13 protein-coding genes are annotated in these 15,225 nt (G+C 36.6%); 7 read left to right on the top strand and 6 right to left on the bottom strand.

Annotated elements, in window-relative coordinates:
* Positions 1-71 precede the first annotated feature (71 nt).
* Together H1R81_RS05895 and H1R81_RS05890 are read right to left on the bottom strand one after the other, a co-directional pair.
* Positions 72-2,609, bottom strand: coding sequence for an ATP-dependent Clp protease ATP-binding subunit (locus H1R81_RS05895; protein ID WP_181839734.1), 2,538 nt, complete (start codon positions 2,607-2,609; stop codon positions 72-74).
* 163 nt (positions 2,610-2,772) lie between these two features.
* Positions 2,773-3,414 carry a WbqC family protein gene (locus H1R81_RS05890; RefSeq protein ID WP_181839733.1) on the bottom strand — a complete coding sequence of 214 codons (642 nt, stop codon included), beginning with the start codon at positions 3,412-3,414 and terminating at the stop codon, positions 2,773-2,775.
* A 903-nt stretch (positions 3,415-4,317) separates the two neighbouring features.
* Here H1R81_RS05890 and H1R81_RS05885 point away from each other — a divergent pair.
* The gene (locus H1R81_RS05885; protein WP_181839732.1) at positions 4,318-6,771 is read left to right on the top strand and encodes an OmpA family protein; all 2,454 of its coding nucleotides are present in this window, start codon (positions 4,318-4,320) and stop codon (positions 6,769-6,771) included.
* A 13-nt stretch (positions 6,772-6,784) separates the two neighbouring features.
* On the opposite strand, the gene H1R81_RS05880 is transcribed toward H1R81_RS05885, so the two are convergent.
* The 3 genes from H1R81_RS05880 to truA all read right to left on the bottom strand — a co-directional run bounded on the left by H1R81_RS05880 (position 6,785) and on the right by truA (position 9,036).
* Complete coding sequence (locus H1R81_RS05880) at positions 6,785-7,741, bottom strand: L-threonylcarbamoyladenylate synthase (RefSeq protein WP_181839731.1); 957 nt, start codon at positions 7,739-7,741, stop codon at positions 6,785-6,787.
* Positions 7,741-8,211, bottom strand: a complete 471-nt coding sequence (locus H1R81_RS05875) for a GNAT family N-acetyltransferase (protein WP_181839730.1) — start codon at positions 8,209-8,211, stop codon at positions 7,741-7,743. Before H1R81_RS05875 ends, H1R81_RS05880 begins: the two co-directional genes overlap by 1 nt.
* Before the next feature lie 93 nt (positions 8,212-8,304).
* The gene (gene truA, locus H1R81_RS05870) at positions 8,305-9,036 is read right to left on the bottom strand and encodes a tRNA pseudouridine(38-40) synthase TruA (RefSeq protein WP_181839729.1); all 732 of its coding nucleotides are present in this window, start codon (positions 9,034-9,036) and stop codon (positions 8,305-8,307) included.
* Positions 9,037-9,220: 184 nt separating this feature from the next.
* On the opposite strand from truA, the gene H1R81_RS05865 reads away from it, so the two are divergent.
* From H1R81_RS05865 to lepB, 5 genes are all read left to right on the top strand, one after another.
* Entirely contained in the window at positions 9,221-10,003 is a 783-nt protein-coding gene (locus tag H1R81_RS05865) for a ParA family protein (protein ID WP_116985391.1), read from the top strand.
* Between the two features lie 66 nt (positions 10,004-10,069).
* Entirely contained in the window at positions 10,070-10,996 is a 927-nt protein-coding gene (locus H1R81_RS05860; protein ID WP_181839728.1) for a ParB/RepB/Spo0J family partition protein, read from the top strand.
* Between the two features lie 100 nt (positions 10,997-11,096).
* Complete coding sequence (locus H1R81_RS05855; RefSeq protein ID WP_181839727.1) at positions 11,097-11,804, top strand: DUF5683 domain-containing protein; 708 nt, start codon at positions 11,097-11,099, stop codon at positions 11,802-11,804.
* A 25-nt stretch (positions 11,805-11,829) separates the two neighbouring features.
* Complete coding sequence (gene dapB, locus H1R81_RS05850) at positions 11,830-12,549, top strand: 4-hydroxy-tetrahydrodipicolinate reductase (RefSeq protein WP_181839726.1); 720 nt, start codon at positions 11,830-11,832, stop codon at positions 12,547-12,549.
* 83 nt (positions 12,550-12,632) lie between these two features.
* The gene (gene lepB, locus H1R81_RS05845; protein ID WP_181839725.1) at positions 12,633-13,781 is read left to right on the top strand and encodes a signal peptidase I; all 1,149 of its coding nucleotides are present in this window, start codon (positions 12,633-12,635) and stop codon (positions 13,779-13,781) included.
* 72 nt (positions 13,782-13,853) lie between these two features.
* On the opposite strand, the gene ung is transcribed toward lepB, so the two are convergent.
* Positions 13,854-14,519: a uracil-DNA glycosylase gene (gene ung / locus H1R81_RS05840; RefSeq protein WP_181839724.1), complete on the bottom strand. Its 666-nt coding sequence runs from the start codon at positions 14,517-14,519 to the stop codon at positions 13,854-13,856.
* A gap of 209 nt (positions 14,520-14,728) precedes the next feature.
* Between ung and apaG the strand changes: the two genes are divergently transcribed.
* Positions 14,729-15,121: a Co2+/Mg2+ efflux protein ApaG gene (gene apaG / locus H1R81_RS05835; protein ID WP_181839723.1), complete on the top strand. Its 393-nt coding sequence runs from the start codon at positions 14,729-14,731 to the stop codon at positions 15,119-15,121.
* Positions 15,122-15,225 lie beyond the last annotated feature (104 nt).

Raw genomic sequence — 15,225 nt, 5'->3', positions numbered from 1 at the left:
AAGTGCAAAAATAACAAAAGCACCGCTAAAAGCCGTGCCTTTGTTGTTTATTTACCAAGAAACTCAAATTTTTACGATTCTTCAATTTCGGCCTGCTTCTTAATTGTTGCAAAGCTAAGCGATTCTCCTTCGCCACTATAATCCACCTGAATGGTATCACCTTCTTTCATTTCACCTTTCAGAATCTCTTCTGCCAATGGATCTTCCACGTATTTCTGAATAGCACGATTCAAAGGTCTTGCACCATATTGCTGGTCATATCCTTTATCGGATAAGAAATCTTTGGCTTTTTCTGTCAATTCAATCTGATAACCAATATTGGCGATACGAGAAGTCAGGCGTTTCAAAGCAATGTCGATAATCTTATGAATGTCTTCTCGACTCAACGAATTAAAGACAATTACGTCGTCCAGACGATTCAGGAACTCTGGTGAAAATGTTTTTCTCAGTGCATTCTGAATTGTACTTTTCACCATTTCGTCCTGATTTTCGGTACGTGCCTTGGTGGCGAATCCAATACCAGAACCAAAATCTTTCAAGTCACGGACACCGATGTTTGAAGTCATGATGATGATAGTATTACGGAAGTCAACTTTGCGACCTAAACTATCAGTCAGGACACCATCATCTAATACTTGTAACAGGATATTGTACACATCAGGGTGAGCTTTTTCAATTTCATCCAACAATACCACTGAATATGGTTTTCTACGGATTTTCTCGGTCAACTGACCGCCTTCTTCATAACCTACATATCCCGGAGGTGCTCCTACCAGACGAGAGATACTGAATTTCTCCATATACTCGCTCATGTCAATTCTTACCAAAGCATCTTCTTTATCGAATAAGTACTCTGCTAAAGTCTTAGCTAATTCGGTTTTACCAACACCTGTAGGGCCTAAGAAAATAAATGAACCAATAGGCTTTTTAGGATCTTTCAAACCTACACGTGTGCGTTGAATTGATTTTACTAATTTTTCAACTGCAGGGTCTTGTCCGATGATTCTTCCACGTAAAGCATCTCCCATTTTCAGGATTTTCTCACCCTCGTTCATATTCACACGCTTCACAGGGATTCCAGTCATCATAGCTACAACGTCTGCTACATTGTCTTCGGTTACATTATAGCGTTTGGTTTTAGCTTCTTCTTCCCAGGCAGCTTTCGCGCGGTCAAGTTGTTCTAAAAGTTTCTTTTCACGGTCTCGTAGTTGAGCTGCCTCTTCGTAGCGCTGGCTCTTCACGACCTGATTTTTCTCCTTCTTAATCAACTCTACCTGTTCTTCAAGAAAGACGATATCCGGTGGAACTGAAATATTATTAATATGTACGCGAGCACCCACTTCGTCTAATACATCAATTGCTTTATCTGGTAGATAGCGGTCGGTAATATATCTTTCAGATAATTTTACTGCTGCTTCCAGCGCCTCTGGTGTATAATTAACGTGGTGATGATCTTCATATTTATCTTTAATATTGTTCAGAATTTCAATGGTTTCTTCAATCGAAGTAGCTTCGACCATTACCATCTGAAAACGGCGAGCCAATGCCCCATCTTTTTCTATATACTGCCGATACTCATCAAGAGTAGTAGCTCCAATACATTGGATGTCTCCACGAGCTAATGCAGGTTTGAACATATTGGAAGCATCTAAAGAGCCACTTGCTCCACCTGCACCAACAATAGTATGAATCTCGTCAATGAATAGTATTACATCTGGAGATTTTTCCAGTTCATTCATCACTGCTTTCATTCGCTCTTCAAACTGTCCACGGTATTTGGTACCAGCTACCAAAGATGCTAAATCAAGCGTAACTACTCTTTTTCCGAATAAAATTCTGGAAACTTTCTTCTGTACAATGCGTAAGGCAAGACCTTCAGCAATTGCTGTTTTTCCAACACCGGGTTCGCCGATTAATATCGGGTTATTTTTCTTACGTCTTGATAGAATCTGAGCCACACGCTCAATTTCTTTCTCACGGCCAACAATCGGGTCTAATTTGCCTACTTCGGCCAATTTTGTCAGGTCACGTCCAAAATTATCTAAGACAGGTGTTTTAGATTTTTCAGGGTTCTTAGGGTCATTTCTTTGCTGAGAATATCCACTACCACTACCGAAAATTCTTTCATCATCATCATCAGTTTCAGGACGCTCCATTACCGGTTTCTGACCGGTTAATTGATAATCAAGCATCTCTTTGGTTTGTTCGTAATTCAAGTGGAATTTCTGTAAAATTTGTCCACCGAGGTTATCTCCATCGCGCAAAATCGCTAACAGTAAATGCTCGGTACCTATCAGTTGTGATTTGAAGATTTTAGCCTCCAAATGCGTAATCTTTAAAACTTTTTCAGATTGGCGTGTTAACGGAATGTTTGCCAAATTTTTAATATTATTGGTAGCAGTTCCTTTAGTAGCTTGTTCAATTGTAATTCTCAACTCCTCAAGCGATACACCAGCCCCTTTCAAAAGATTTAAAGCAATACCTTCTCCATCGCGAATCATCCCCAGAATCAAGTGTTCGGTTCCGATGTAATCATGTCCAAGCCTAAGTGCTTCTTCACGGGCAAGGGTGATGATGTCTTTAACTTTTTGTGAAAATTTAGGCTCCATTTAATTTAAGTAGATTGTAAGGGGAAAAATGATTAATCATTCTGCTTTGTCAATTTCCCATTATTTCAAAATTTTACAATGGTTTTATTGCTTTTTTGCCTTAATGATTACTTTAAGCAAAACATTTGCATTTGCAATATAACGATTTATTAACAAACTCTGTTCATTTTATAGAAGATTTCTTTAAAATTCCTAATGACTGATTTCCCCTACAAAAAAGCAAGTCGATAATACTCAGGTTCGGCACAAATTCATTGCCAAAGTTTTGCTGATATGATTCCTGATATGAATAAATACCTGTTTCAGTCTCTTTTTTGGGACTTATAGCCCCTCTTGCATCAAAAACACCTGTTTCCGGATCTTTTTCATAATTTTCGCTCAGACTTATTGTCTTGTTTATTCTTAATAGTCTCAGACAAATTGTCAGTATCTCAAAATTCAGGTCCCACAAAAAATGGGGCTTTTTTTGCAACACCTGTTGAAAATAGTCTCCAAAAAACTCAAAAAAAGGCGACTTTCCATATGCTGCCTTAATAGTTCTCCAATGAATTTCAGGCCATCTTTGCTGATAATCGATTTGAATATCCTTTATCAGAATCTTTCTGTTGCCGTCAAGTATTGGTACAACGAGCATTTCTACTTTATTTGCCCCTAATATATAGCACCTATTCCGATAGCTTTGTTTTACGTAATGTTCGTTATTTTCGAGTACAATCTCATCAAACTGAAGCAATGTTGAGAAAAAACTGGTACAGGGTAAGTACTGTAAATCTATTAAAACTTTGCTTTTTGCCTGTTCTTGCATTTTTATAAAGAACTTGTTTAATTTTTTTAATTTAACCGCTATTAATTCAGATCCTTATTTGCAGGAATTTCAATTGTCAAGGCTGCTCTGAGATAGATTATTCAGATTCAATTCTCGGCATCCTGATGTTTATTCAACTCTTGTTTATTGTATAATGGTTCATTCTGACGATTCCTGAACCAGAATGTCTGAGAAATAATTTCCTCTATTATTACAATCCTGAGCAATTAGGTTAATGATTTATTAATCACCCCCAATTAAAAAGGTTCCCACCATATTGGTAACCTTTTTAGGTAACGTTTTAGTAGTTGATACTGCAAAACCATACCTATTTTAATCAAAAAGGTTCTATTATATTAGTAACCTTTTCAGGCTCATACAGACTTCTAACAAACCGGGTTACGGCCTCAAGGTTTTTGCCTGTGCAAGTAATAATTGTATGGCTGCTCCTAAAATCCGGATATAACTATCAGCCGTTTAGTAGCTCCATTTTCATCACCGTATTAATAATAACTGTATTGATTGCTGTCCAAGACTCTGATAGCTTAAATTTCGAATTTAAGTACATATTTTCAAAGCCTTCGAAGTGTTTTTTGGCAAAATCGAACTATTGGGAGAGGTGGTTAAATTCTCTTGCGCTGACTTAGTTTTGACATAACAGAATTTAAAGCGATGAATAAAATTCAGTAATTTAATCTTTTATCGATTTTTAAAATCAAAATAATCACTCGTATTTTTTAACATTCAGGTAAACTTTATAGTCTGAAATTAGTGTAGCACCCTTGTAATAATTTGTAGTAAAAGAACATAATTTCATAAAAACTTACAATTCATTTGAGATTCTTCGTTGTATTATTTTAAAAAATAAGAAATTTGCAGAGTATATCTCTTTTTCAATATCCTATGAGAAGTTTCGTAATACTGATTGCTTTTACAATCTTCAATGTTTATTCAGCTTTTGCAAATCCTGATTTGGCTAAACAACCAGACTCTACCTATACCTTCGGAGCCTTCGATAAAACCTCAGGTAAGAGGTTAGCCGCCACTTTCAAGATATATTACAAAAACTCTGATCCATTAGTAATTCAGGGGACTCTTCAAAGCGATGTACAATTCAAGCCTGCAACAAAAGGGCAATATGAGGTCGAAATCAGTATGCCTAATTATGTTTCTAAAAGAATTCCCTTAAATCTTGAAAATCTTGGTGCAGGAAAAACCAATTTTAAAGAATTATTGGAAGTTGCTTCTGATGAATTTACTATACTTGTTACAGATGCGAAAGACAAGCAAATAATTATGTCGGCAAAAGTAAAAGTATATGATGATGCCAAAAAGGAAGTAGAAGCCAAGGTAAATCCTAAAACAGGTGAATGGAAGGTTATGATGGATATTTCAAAAAATTATCATATTGAAATAGAAGCTCCGGGCTATCAGGGAGTAAGTTCGGAAGTTGAAGGGGTTGACATAACCAAAACTGTAAAAACACCCAGCAAATTTATTAGTGTAAGTTTACAGAAAAATAATTCTCAGGTGGCTTCATTTATTGCTACCGATGCCAATACTCATGAACCCCTTGTGGCTAATTATAAAGTTCTTCGACCTGAAGAGACCACACTGACCGGACAATCGAATAAGAATGAACCTTACAGGGTTGAATTTAATCCAAAGAAGAAATTTACAGTTGAGGTAAGCGCAGAGGGATATAAAACCGTCACAGAACTTATTTCTTTTGATCAAACTATGATTGAGCGGGGAATTCCAAGCGCTCTATTAAAAAAAATCGAATTACAAAGAGACACCTATAATTTCCTGTTCAAAATTATTGATGCGCAAACCAAAGCAAACATTATCAGCACACGAATGCGTATTATTAACTTGAATAATAAACAATCTATTGCTGGTAAAATTGAGAAAGAGGGTTTTTCAGCCAATTTATCGCCTGATACAGAATACTCAATCGAAGTAGAATCTGAGGGGTACGAACAAGCCAATCAGAACATAAACCTTAAAGATCTGATAGCCAGAAATCAGTTTGTACAAGAAATATTGCTCAACAAGAAATCAATTGAACAATACCGACTGATTGTGGTGGATGAAGAAAATGATAAAAACGTTCCGGGAGCAAATCTGAGGGTTTTTAATGCGAGAAACGAGCCGATAACTATTGCCACTACTAATATTCAATCAGAATGGCTCGCTGACCTGAAAATAGGCGAACAATACAATGCCGAAGTAAAAACGCAGGGTTATCTGGCATACAGAGCTCCTATACTTAAAAGTAATAAGACGGTTTATCTGAAAATCAGAAAAGTACCTGCTAATGATATTTATTTCATGGTAGTAGATTTTTACACTAAAAATATATTACCCTCAGATTATAAATTAAGAACCGGTACCGCCCTTGTTGAGGGTAGTGTGAACCCAGAAAAAACAAGATTTAAAGCTACTTTGACACCTGATAAAAGCTATGAGATTGAGGTGTTATCACAGGGATACCCTGCCTATAAGGAAATGGTTAATCTGACCAAGGTTGTTAATAATGTGATTACCTTTGAATTAAAAAAGACAGGCTATGACTTTATCTTTAATCCCATTGATTCAAAAACGAAAGAACCTATTCCTAATGTAAAAATCGGCCTAAACGACTCAAATAATCAAACTGTAGCAGTTACTGCAAATGTTGCTAAAATGGTTTCACCTCAAAGTTTCGGAAAAAAATACTCACTGAATGCACAGGTTGCCAATTACAAGGTTTACACAGAGAATATAGATTTGATGAATATGGCTGTTGCGAATTTCAGACATGATATTGTAATGGAGAAAATTGAAGTGACACAAGCCCCTCCACCAATTGTAGAAAAACCAAAAACAGAAGAAAAGTTAATAGCAAAAAAAGAAGAGGAGGCACCTGTTGCGTCAGTGGTAGCACCGGTTGAGCCGGAAAAGAAAGAACCAGTAATGGCAAAAGTTTCTGCTATTGCTGATGATTATTTTAAGGGGATTGAAGTTGGAAAACCAATCAAATTAGAAAATGTGTATTTCGATCAGAGCCAGCCAATTATTAAACCTCAATCTTATTCAGAATTAGACAGACTGGTTAATTTATTAAAACATCATCCTAAAATGAGTATTGAGGTTATTGGCCATACAGATAATGTAGGAGACCCCAGGATGAATTTATATCTGTCTGAATTAAGAGCAAAAGCCGTCTCTAATTATCTCTTTAATAAAGGAATTTCGCCTGATCGTCTGACACATAAGGGTAAAGGGCAGGAACAACCTGTTTCGGCCAATGACACCGAAGAAAACCGTCAGAAAAATCGAAGGGTTGAATTTGTTGTTACCGAATACAATTAACAGTTTCTTAAAACTATTCCTTTACAGTTGCCCTGCGGATTCTATCATTAATAGCTCTGCCTAACTCTTTTTCGGGTAGTAATTCGGTATAAATTATATCTACATCCATCGCATCCAAATATCTCATGTAAGCAAATAGATGCCTGGCTGCCTCTCTGAAATCTCCGTTAGGAGAAAGTAATAATTGATTTTCAACAGGTATAAAAGGATTGTACTGCTTGAAACCTAAATAGGCTATTTTCTTTTTTTCAGGTTCAATAACCTGATTTTTATTTAGAAGAATCAATGGCTTTTTTGGTGCATAATGACTTTTTAGCATTCCAGGAGCTAAAGGATTAGAAGAAGAATGCTCAATCACATTTACTTTCCCTACGATAGTCTCTATGGCTTCAATAGATAAACCGCCTTTTCGATATATAATAGCCTCATTATCTACAAAACCGACAATAGTTGATTCGATACCTACCTGGCAGTCGCCCCCATCAAGAATATATTTTATTTTATCTCCTAATTGATTATTGACATGGATAGCATTGGTAGGTGATATGTAACCAAAAGGATTGGCACTTGGCGCTGCCAAAGGAAATTCCAATTGACTTAACAATTCAAGTGTAAGAGGGTGATTTGGGATTCTGATAGCCACGTTTTCCAAACCGGAGGTTACAAGATCGGGGATAATATCTTTTCTTGGCAACAAGAGTGTTAATGGCCCGGGCATGAATTTTTCTGCCAGCGTGTAAACCCTCTCATCAATTTCACTGATATAGTTCTGAAAACGCTTTATACTGTTCGTATGAATAATGAGAGGATCGAAAGATGGTCGATTCTTTACCTCAAAGATTCTGGCAACAGTATCATTATTTAAGGCATTTCCTGCCAGGCCATAAACCGTTTCTGTCGGAATACCTATTACTTCCCCATCGTTTAAAAGTCTGATGGCTTTTTCAATATCTTTCCCTATATGTGCCATTACACTAAATCTTTTTCAAAATAAGCTACATCCTCTTCAGGATTATAATTGTAAGAAGTGGTTTCAGTAAATTTTAGTGATTTATACAAATGATTGGCTGATTCTAAGCGTCTTAGTGTATCTAATTTCATTTTTTTGTAACCCTTTTTCTGCGCTTCTTCAATAATGATATACACCAGTTTTTTACCAAACCCCAAACCCTGAAACTCAGGTTTAACATAAAGTCTTTTCATTTCGCAAATTCCATCTTCTAATTTCCATAATGCCACGCATCCTGCACTTTTGCCATTGGCTTTTGCTAAAAAAATTGCCCCTTCAGGCTCTGCATATTTGGCTGGAAGTTTAGCTAACTCTTCTTCAAAATTCTGAAAACAAAGGCTTACGCCTAAAAATTTTTCATATTCCCGAAACAAGGCTTTTATTTCATCTAAATCGTCAACAGTAGCAATTTTTTGAATAGTAATGTTCATATTTTTAGTATTTGCGAATCTATTTACAAGACAAGAGTACATATCATTAGTGGAAGCGTTTGCTTGAGGCTTTCATTGGCTGGCATATATGCCTCAGGGGTAGCCAACTTCAACTAAAGTTAACCCCTCAGCAGGAACTGCACGTCCGGCTTTCTGACGATTTTTTGAAAGAATTATACTTTCAAAGTCAGATAAACTCAATTTTCCTGTGCCGACCTCAAGTATAGTTCCCACTATCGCTCTTACCATTCCCCTCAAGAATCTGTCAGCTTTAATATGAAACAACAGGAATTGGTCTTGTTGTTCCCAATAAGCATATTCTATCTTGCAGTTAAATGTCATCACATCTGTATGTACTTTACTAAAACACTGAAAATCAATATGCTTTTTTAATATTTCTCCTGCCTTATTCATCTGCTCGATGTCTAACGGTGTCCGATAAAAGTAAGAAAAATCTTGCCAGAAAGGTGTTTTATGCTGTGAAATCCGATAAAGGTATTGTCGAAAAATAGCATCGAATCTTGAATGGAATGCATCAGAAACTATCCTTAATTGATGAATGGCGATATCTCCGGGCAAAATACCATTTAGAGCATAGACCATCTTATCAATATTATGAATAGGCTGATCAGTATCAAAATGAGCAAACTGCCGATAAGCATGCACACCAGCATCAGTTCTGCTGCTTCCGATAATCTGCATTTCTCTCCTGAGCACTGTTGATAAAGCCTTTTCGATATGCCCTTGCACGCTTGGCGCATTATTCTGTACCTGCCATCCATGGAAAGCAGTACCCTTATATGAACACTCTATTAAATAACGCATAGGCAAAGATAATACGCAGATCAGATAGTAAACAAATCTGGTCTGATTAAAAGGCCGTGTTATCCTAATATTCCACAATCTTATCCACATCGTGGAACATTTTTTCCACGTCGTGGAACATTTAATTGTTTCTTAACATTAAATGTTTGATATTTGACGCAGTAATTTTCTCTAACCACAAGCAATGGGAAAAATAATAGCAATTGCCAACCAGAAGGGAGGCGTAGGTAAAACAACCACTACCATAAATTTAGCAGCAAGTTTGGCTGCACTCGAATTTCGTACACTCATCATTGATGCTGATCCTCAAGCTAATGCTACTTCCGGGCTGGGCTTTAATCCTAAAGAAGTAGAAAACAGCATTTATGAATGTATGGTCGATGATATTCGTCCACGTGATATTATTATCGAAACAGACTTCCCAAACCTTGATTTGTTGCCATCTCATATTGACCTCGTAGGAGCAGAAATTGAAATGATCAACCTTCCGAAGCGTGAAGAAAAGATGAAAGAATCATTGATGGATGTGAAAGATATGTATGATTTCATTATCATCGACTGTTCACCATCTTTGGGTTTGATTGTTATTAATAGTCTTACTGCTGCAGATTCAGTTATTGTTCCGGTTCAATGTGAATACTTCGCGCTTGAAGGTTTGGGTAAATTGTTGAATACCATTAAAATCATTCAGCAGCGATTGAACCCTGCTCTAACAATTGAGGGTATTTTATTAACCATGTATGATTTACGCGTGAGGCTGTCAAATCAAGTGGTGCATGAAGTAACCACTCACTTCAGGAATATGGTATTCCAGACCCTGATACCAAGAAATATCCGATTATCTGAATCACCGAGTTATGGAGTCCCGGCTTTAGCACAGGATGCCGACAGTAAGGGGGCAATCAGTTACCTGAACCTTGCAAGAGAGATTCTGATAAAAAACGGAAAATTAGTATCTGAAAACTGATACAATCATTTAAAGAGTTAAATAAATGTACATGGGCGATAAAACCCATTTAACATTAATAATGATATGGAATCTAAAATTGTCAACACAAAGAAGAGTATGACCGGACTCGGTAGAGGATTAGGGGCGTTGTTGTCAGACTCTGGTAATACCTCTACCGAAACACCTGCTATTCCTCGTAGATTAGAAGCAATCAGCTCTATGCACGAGGTACTGATAGAGTCAGTTGAAACGAATCCTTACCAGCCCCGTACGCATTTTGATCAGGAGGCTCTGCAGGAGTTGGCTGAATCAATTAAAGTATTAGGTATCATTCAGCCAATTACAGTTAAAGAATCGAGTCCGGGCAGATACACACTAATTTCAGGAGAACGTCGTTTGCAAGCCTCGAAATTAGCTGGTCTAACAAAGATTCCGGCTTATATCCGTACGGCCGATGACCAGCAAATGCTCGAAATGGCATTAATCGAAAACATTCAGCGTGAAAACCTGAATGCCATCGAAATTGCTTTGAGTTATCATCGCCTGCTAAGTGAGTTTCAACTAAAACAGGAGGAATTAGGTGACAGAGTAGGTAAAAACCGTACAACTGTCAACAATTACCTCCGGCTATTGAAACTCCCTGATGTGATACAGGCGGCTGTGCGTGATAATGAAATTTCGATGGGCCATGCGCGCGCTTTAATCAATATTGATAATCACGAAACTCAGATCAAGCTTTTCAGTAAGGTGGTTGAAGAGAACTGGTCGGTACGTAAAATTGAAGATGAAGTCCGCAGATTAGCATTATTAATTCAGGAAGATACAAAAGGTAAACGCCAGACCTCAATAAAACAGGAAATTTCGTCGTTACAATTCAGATTACAAGGCTATTTCGGCACTAAGGTATTAGTAAAAGCCGATGAAAAGCATAAAGGCGAAATCAAGATACCTTTCTCGTCAAAAGATGAATTAGACAGAATTCTGAACTCAATCAAAGTTAATCAGGAGTAATTAAGATAGCATCAAACGAGCTTAAAAATTGTTAAACAATTGTAAAAAGAATAATAAGAACCTAATTTTGTCTTTTTGTAAGCAATTAAATTTTCGGAATATGGTTCGGACGCTGTTTTTTCTTTTATTGATTTCAACTATTTCTTTTGCTCAAAAAACAGATACTCTAAGTAATATTCCGGCCAAAGCAGATTCGATCAAAAAAATTGTTGTCGATTCTACTCAAAAAAATAGTCTTGTCAATAAAATTTTCAAATCAGATACTACGAAAAAAGAAAACTTTCTTGGTAGAGTTTTTAAAGTAGATTCTGCCAAAAAGGCAAACCCTGCCAGAAAAGCGCTGATACGTTCTTTGATACTCCCTGGCTGGGGGCAAGCTACCAACAAAGAATACTGGGTAATTCCGATAGTTTATGGAGCCGCCGCTGGTGGAGTTTTTTCTTTTTATGTAAACAATTACAGATACAAGTATTATAAAAGCAAATTAGCTGAAATAATAATTGATGGCAATAAGGAAGTGATGGTGAGGTCTTTTACCGGAATAGGAACAAAGCAATCTGAAAAAGAATTAGGACCTTTTACACAGTCACAAATTGAACCTGTTGTGAATACATTCAGACGGTACAGAGATTTAACAGTCATTGTATTTGCAGTGGGTTGGGCGCTTCAGGCCGTGCAGGCTAATGTATCGGCTCACTTAAAAACATTTGACATGAGTGAAGATATTTCACTCAGAATTGAACCAGGAATTCAATCAACTAATTATGGCAATGCTTTTGGAGTAAGCGTTGTCCTGAAGTTTAAATGAATTAAAACACCTTTATTGTAAGAATATGCGAATTGCCTTATTAGGATATGGAAAAATGGGTAAAGTAATTGAACAGATTGCTTTACAGAGAGGCCATGAAATTTCTGCCAGAATAGATATCAGTAATCGTACTGACTTATTAACAGTAAATCCTGAAAATACAGATGTAGTCATTGAATTCAGCTCACCTGAATCAGCTTACGGTAACCTTAAATTCTGTATGGAATTTGGTTTACCTACCGTATCAGGTACAACCGGATGGCTACAACATAAATCTGAAATAGAGAAGTTGTGTAAAGAAAATAAGGGAGCGTTTTTCTATGCCTCAAATTATAGTATTGGTGTAAATCTGTTCTTCGAATTAAACAAATCATTAGCAAAATTAATGAGTCCTTATACCGAAGAATACAAAGTATCGACCAACGAGATTCATCACACTGAAAAAAGAGATTCACCAAGCGGAACAGCTATTACATTAGCTCAGGGTATTATTGAGAATTTAAGCAACAAGATTAAATGGGTCAATAATCAGATTGCTGCCGACAATGAAGTGGCAATATGGTCGTCGCGAGAGGGTAAAGTGCCCGGCACGCACGAAGTGAAGTATATTTCGGAGGTTGACCAGATTGAGATTAAGCATATTGCACATAGCCGAAATGGTTTTGCTTTAGGCGCTGTAATAGCCGCTGAGTGGATACAAGGGAAGACCGGAATTTTTGGCATGAACGATATGTTAGGATTTTGAATTAAATTTTAATTGAACAATAACAATATATTAGTTACTATAATCATTAAATTAAAAAATCTCCGGTTATGGAGTAATTATATATGGCAGAAGTTGAAACAAGAAAAACAGAAGAGAAACCTGTAAAAAAGAAATCAGCAACGAGAGAGTGGTTCGATTCGGTGTTGTTTGCAGTAGTTGCGGCTACATTGATTCGCTGGCTTTTTTTAGAAGCCTATACTATTCCCACTGGTTCGATGGAAAAAAGTCTCTTAATCAATGATTTCCTTTTTGTAAGTAAATTGCATTATGGTACCCGGACCCCAAAAACAATTCTACAGGTTCCTTTAACGCATCAGAAAATATGGTTTACTGATATTCCTTCTTACGTAGACTGGATTCAGTTACCTCAATATAGATTGCCTGGTTTTACACATGTAAAAAATGGCGATGTTGTTGTGTTTAATTATCCGGGGTGTCCTGAGAGACCTGACGAATTTGGTGGATATGACAAATATCCGGTTGACCTGAGAACCAACTATATCAAACGTTGTATTGGAATTCCGGGTGATGTAGTAGAAGTACGGGCCGGACAAGTATATATTAACAATAAAATTTTCCCGAATCCTCCTGGTATGCAAATGGAATACGCCATTGAAGCCAATACCCAGGTCAACGAAAAAGTATTTCAAAAATATGATATTTCAGAGTTTGAACAAGATCTTAGAATCACAGATAAAACTATTTATTATGTAAAGGCTACTGAAAAAGCAGTTAAGGATATGAAAACCCTTGATTTCGTGAAGACAATTACTCCTATGGTAATGGCAAAAGGTGACACCAACGATATCAGATATAACACATTCCCATATAATTCTCGTCTGTTTCCGTTTAACAGAGATAATTTTGGCCCGATTACGATCCCTAAAAAAGGAGTTACTATTACTTTGGACGAAAGAAATCTTGCGCTTTATAAAGGGGTAATTACTACTTTTGATGGCAATAAAGATGCTAAATATGTAAATGGTCAGATCATTTTAGATGGTAAACCAATTACTTCTTATACTTTTAAACAAGACTATTACTTTATGATGGGCGATAACCGTCATGGCTCCGATGATTCTCGTTTCTGGGGTTTTGTACCGGAAGATCATATAGTAGGCAAAGCAGTATTCATCTGGATGTCAATTGATAAAGATGGAACTTTCCTCAATAAAATCCGATGGAGCCGCTTGTTTAGTATTATCAGATAAAATAATGTCATATCAATAAAAAAGTCCATTTCCATTTTGAAATGGACTTTTTTATTGGCTAAGTTTTAAGGATTACCAGTCAATCGGTTCCAGTCCTCTACTCTTCAGATAATTATTTGCCTGACTAAAATGTTTGTTACCAAACCAACCACCATAATTAGCAGCCATAGGCGAAGGGTGCTTGGCTCGCAAAACAAAATGCTTCCTATCATCTATTATTTTACCTTTTACCTGAGCATATTTTCCCCATAGTAAAAAAACAATACTATCTTTTTCGTCGTTCAGACATTCGATAACAGCATCGGTGAATTGTTCCCAACCTTTACCCTGATGAGACCCGGCCTGCCCTGCCCTGACGGTTAAGGTTGCATTCAATAATAGTACTCCTTGCTTTGCCCATCTTTCCAGATTCCCAGTCTTAGGGATTGGCTTTCCTAAATCGTCATGAATCTCTTTAAAAATATTAATTAATGAAGGCGGTGATGGAATACCATCATTAACCGAGAAGCACAATCCGTTGGCTTGTCCAGCCCCGTGATAAGGATCTTGTCCTAAAATAACTACTCTTGTGTCCTCAAAACTACATTTATCAAAAGCATTAAAAATTAATTTACCCGGCGGATAGCACACGCCATTTTTATATTCGTTTCTTACGAATTCAATCAGGCTCTTAAAATACTCCTTCTGAAATTCCTGGTTTAGTTTTGCTTTCCAGCTTTCTGCAATTCTGACATCCATACTAATAAAGTTAAAGTCGATTTAGTAGAAATTTTACCAAAAATAGGACTTTCACCCCACATTTGCCCCGCTTAAGAACTTTTTTCAAAAAAAAATCACAATTATTACTTCAATTATAATATTAATTTGTTAATTTACAGTGCGATTTCCCAAATTGTTAAAAAATACACAGGCATTACATCTTGCCTAAGATGAATCTACTATAAATTATGACCACAATTACGGCATCAACTGAGGGCGTAAGGGTTAGTGTGCTAACTGAATATCAACCAGAATATTCGAGCCCTTATCAGTCACACTTTGTTTTTAGCTACAGAATCCGAATTGAAAACCACAGCGACAACACCGTGCAATTACAAAGACGAAAATGGATAATTTTCGACTCAAATGCGACTGTTCGTGAAATAGAAGGCGAAGGTGTTGTTGGGCTTACTCCTATTTTAGAACCAGGCGAAAGTCATGAGTATATCTCAGGCTGTAGCCTTAAATCTTCTATAGGTAAAATGACAGGTTCTTATGTCATGGAACGTTTGGTTGATGGGAAAAAATTCAGAGTCAAGATTCCTGAATTCGGTTTAATTGCACCATTCAGGTTAAACTAAATTTTTCACATTTATAAAGAGTGAATTATTTCAGTAAGACACTGAAAACATCTCTTTTATTGTTCTATTTTCTAAGTTTAGTGATAAACTTTAACTACCAAAGT

Source organism: Emticicia sp. BO119 (assembly GCF_013912375.1).
GTDB lineage: Bacteria > Bacteroidota > Bacteroidia > Cytophagales > Spirosomataceae > Emticicia.
Note: the sequence above shows the minus strand (reverse complement) of the source record. Positions and strands in the feature narration are given on the sequence as shown.

Excerpts from the sequence above, each read along its gene's own strand:
- H1R81_RS05895 (WP_181839734.1), bottom strand. The coding sequence starts at position 2,609 with ATGGAGCCTAAATTTTCACAAAAAGTTAAAGACATCATCACCCTTGCC.
- H1R81_RS05875 (WP_181839730.1), bottom strand. The coding sequence starts at position 8,211 with ATGAACATTACTATTCAAAAAATTGCTACTGTTGACGATTTAGATGAA.
- apaG (WP_181839723.1), top strand. The coding sequence starts at position 14,729 with ATGACCACAATTACGGCATCAACTGAGGGCGTAAGGGTTAGTGTGCTA.
- lepB (WP_181839725.1), top strand. The coding sequence starts at position 12,633 with ATGGCAGAAGTTGAAACAAGAAAAACAGAAGAGAAACCTGTAAAAAAG.
- dapB (WP_181839726.1), top strand. The coding sequence starts at position 11,830 with ATGCGAATTGCCTTATTAGGATATGGAAAAATGGGTAAAGTAATTGAA.
- H1R81_RS05865 (WP_116985391.1), top strand. The coding sequence starts at position 9,221 with ATGGGAAAAATAATAGCAATTGCCAACCAGAAGGGAGGCGTAGGTAAA.
- H1R81_RS05860 (WP_181839728.1), top strand. The coding sequence starts at position 10,070 with ATGGAATCTAAAATTGTCAACACAAAGAAGAGTATGACCGGACTCGGT.
- H1R81_RS05855 (WP_181839727.1), top strand. The coding sequence starts at position 11,097 with ATGGTTCGGACGCTGTTTTTTCTTTTATTGATTTCAACTATTTCTTTT.
- ung (WP_181839724.1), bottom strand. The coding sequence starts at position 14,519 with ATGGATGTCAGAATTGCAGAAAGCTGGAAAGCAAAACTAAACCAGGAA.
- H1R81_RS05885 (WP_181839732.1), top strand. The coding sequence starts at position 4,318 with ATGAGAAGTTTCGTAATACTGATTGCTTTTACAATCTTCAATGTTTAT.
- H1R81_RS05880 (WP_181839731.1), bottom strand. The coding sequence starts at position 7,741 with ATGGCACATATAGGGAAAGATATTGAAAAAGCCATCAGACTTTTAAAC.
- truA (WP_181839729.1), bottom strand. The coding sequence starts at position 9,036 with ATGCGTTATTTAATAGAGTGTTCATATAAGGGTACTGCTTTCCATGGA.
- H1R81_RS05890 (WP_181839733.1), bottom strand. The coding sequence starts at position 3,414 with ATGCAAGAACAGGCAAAAAGCAAAGTTTTAATAGATTTACAGTACTTA.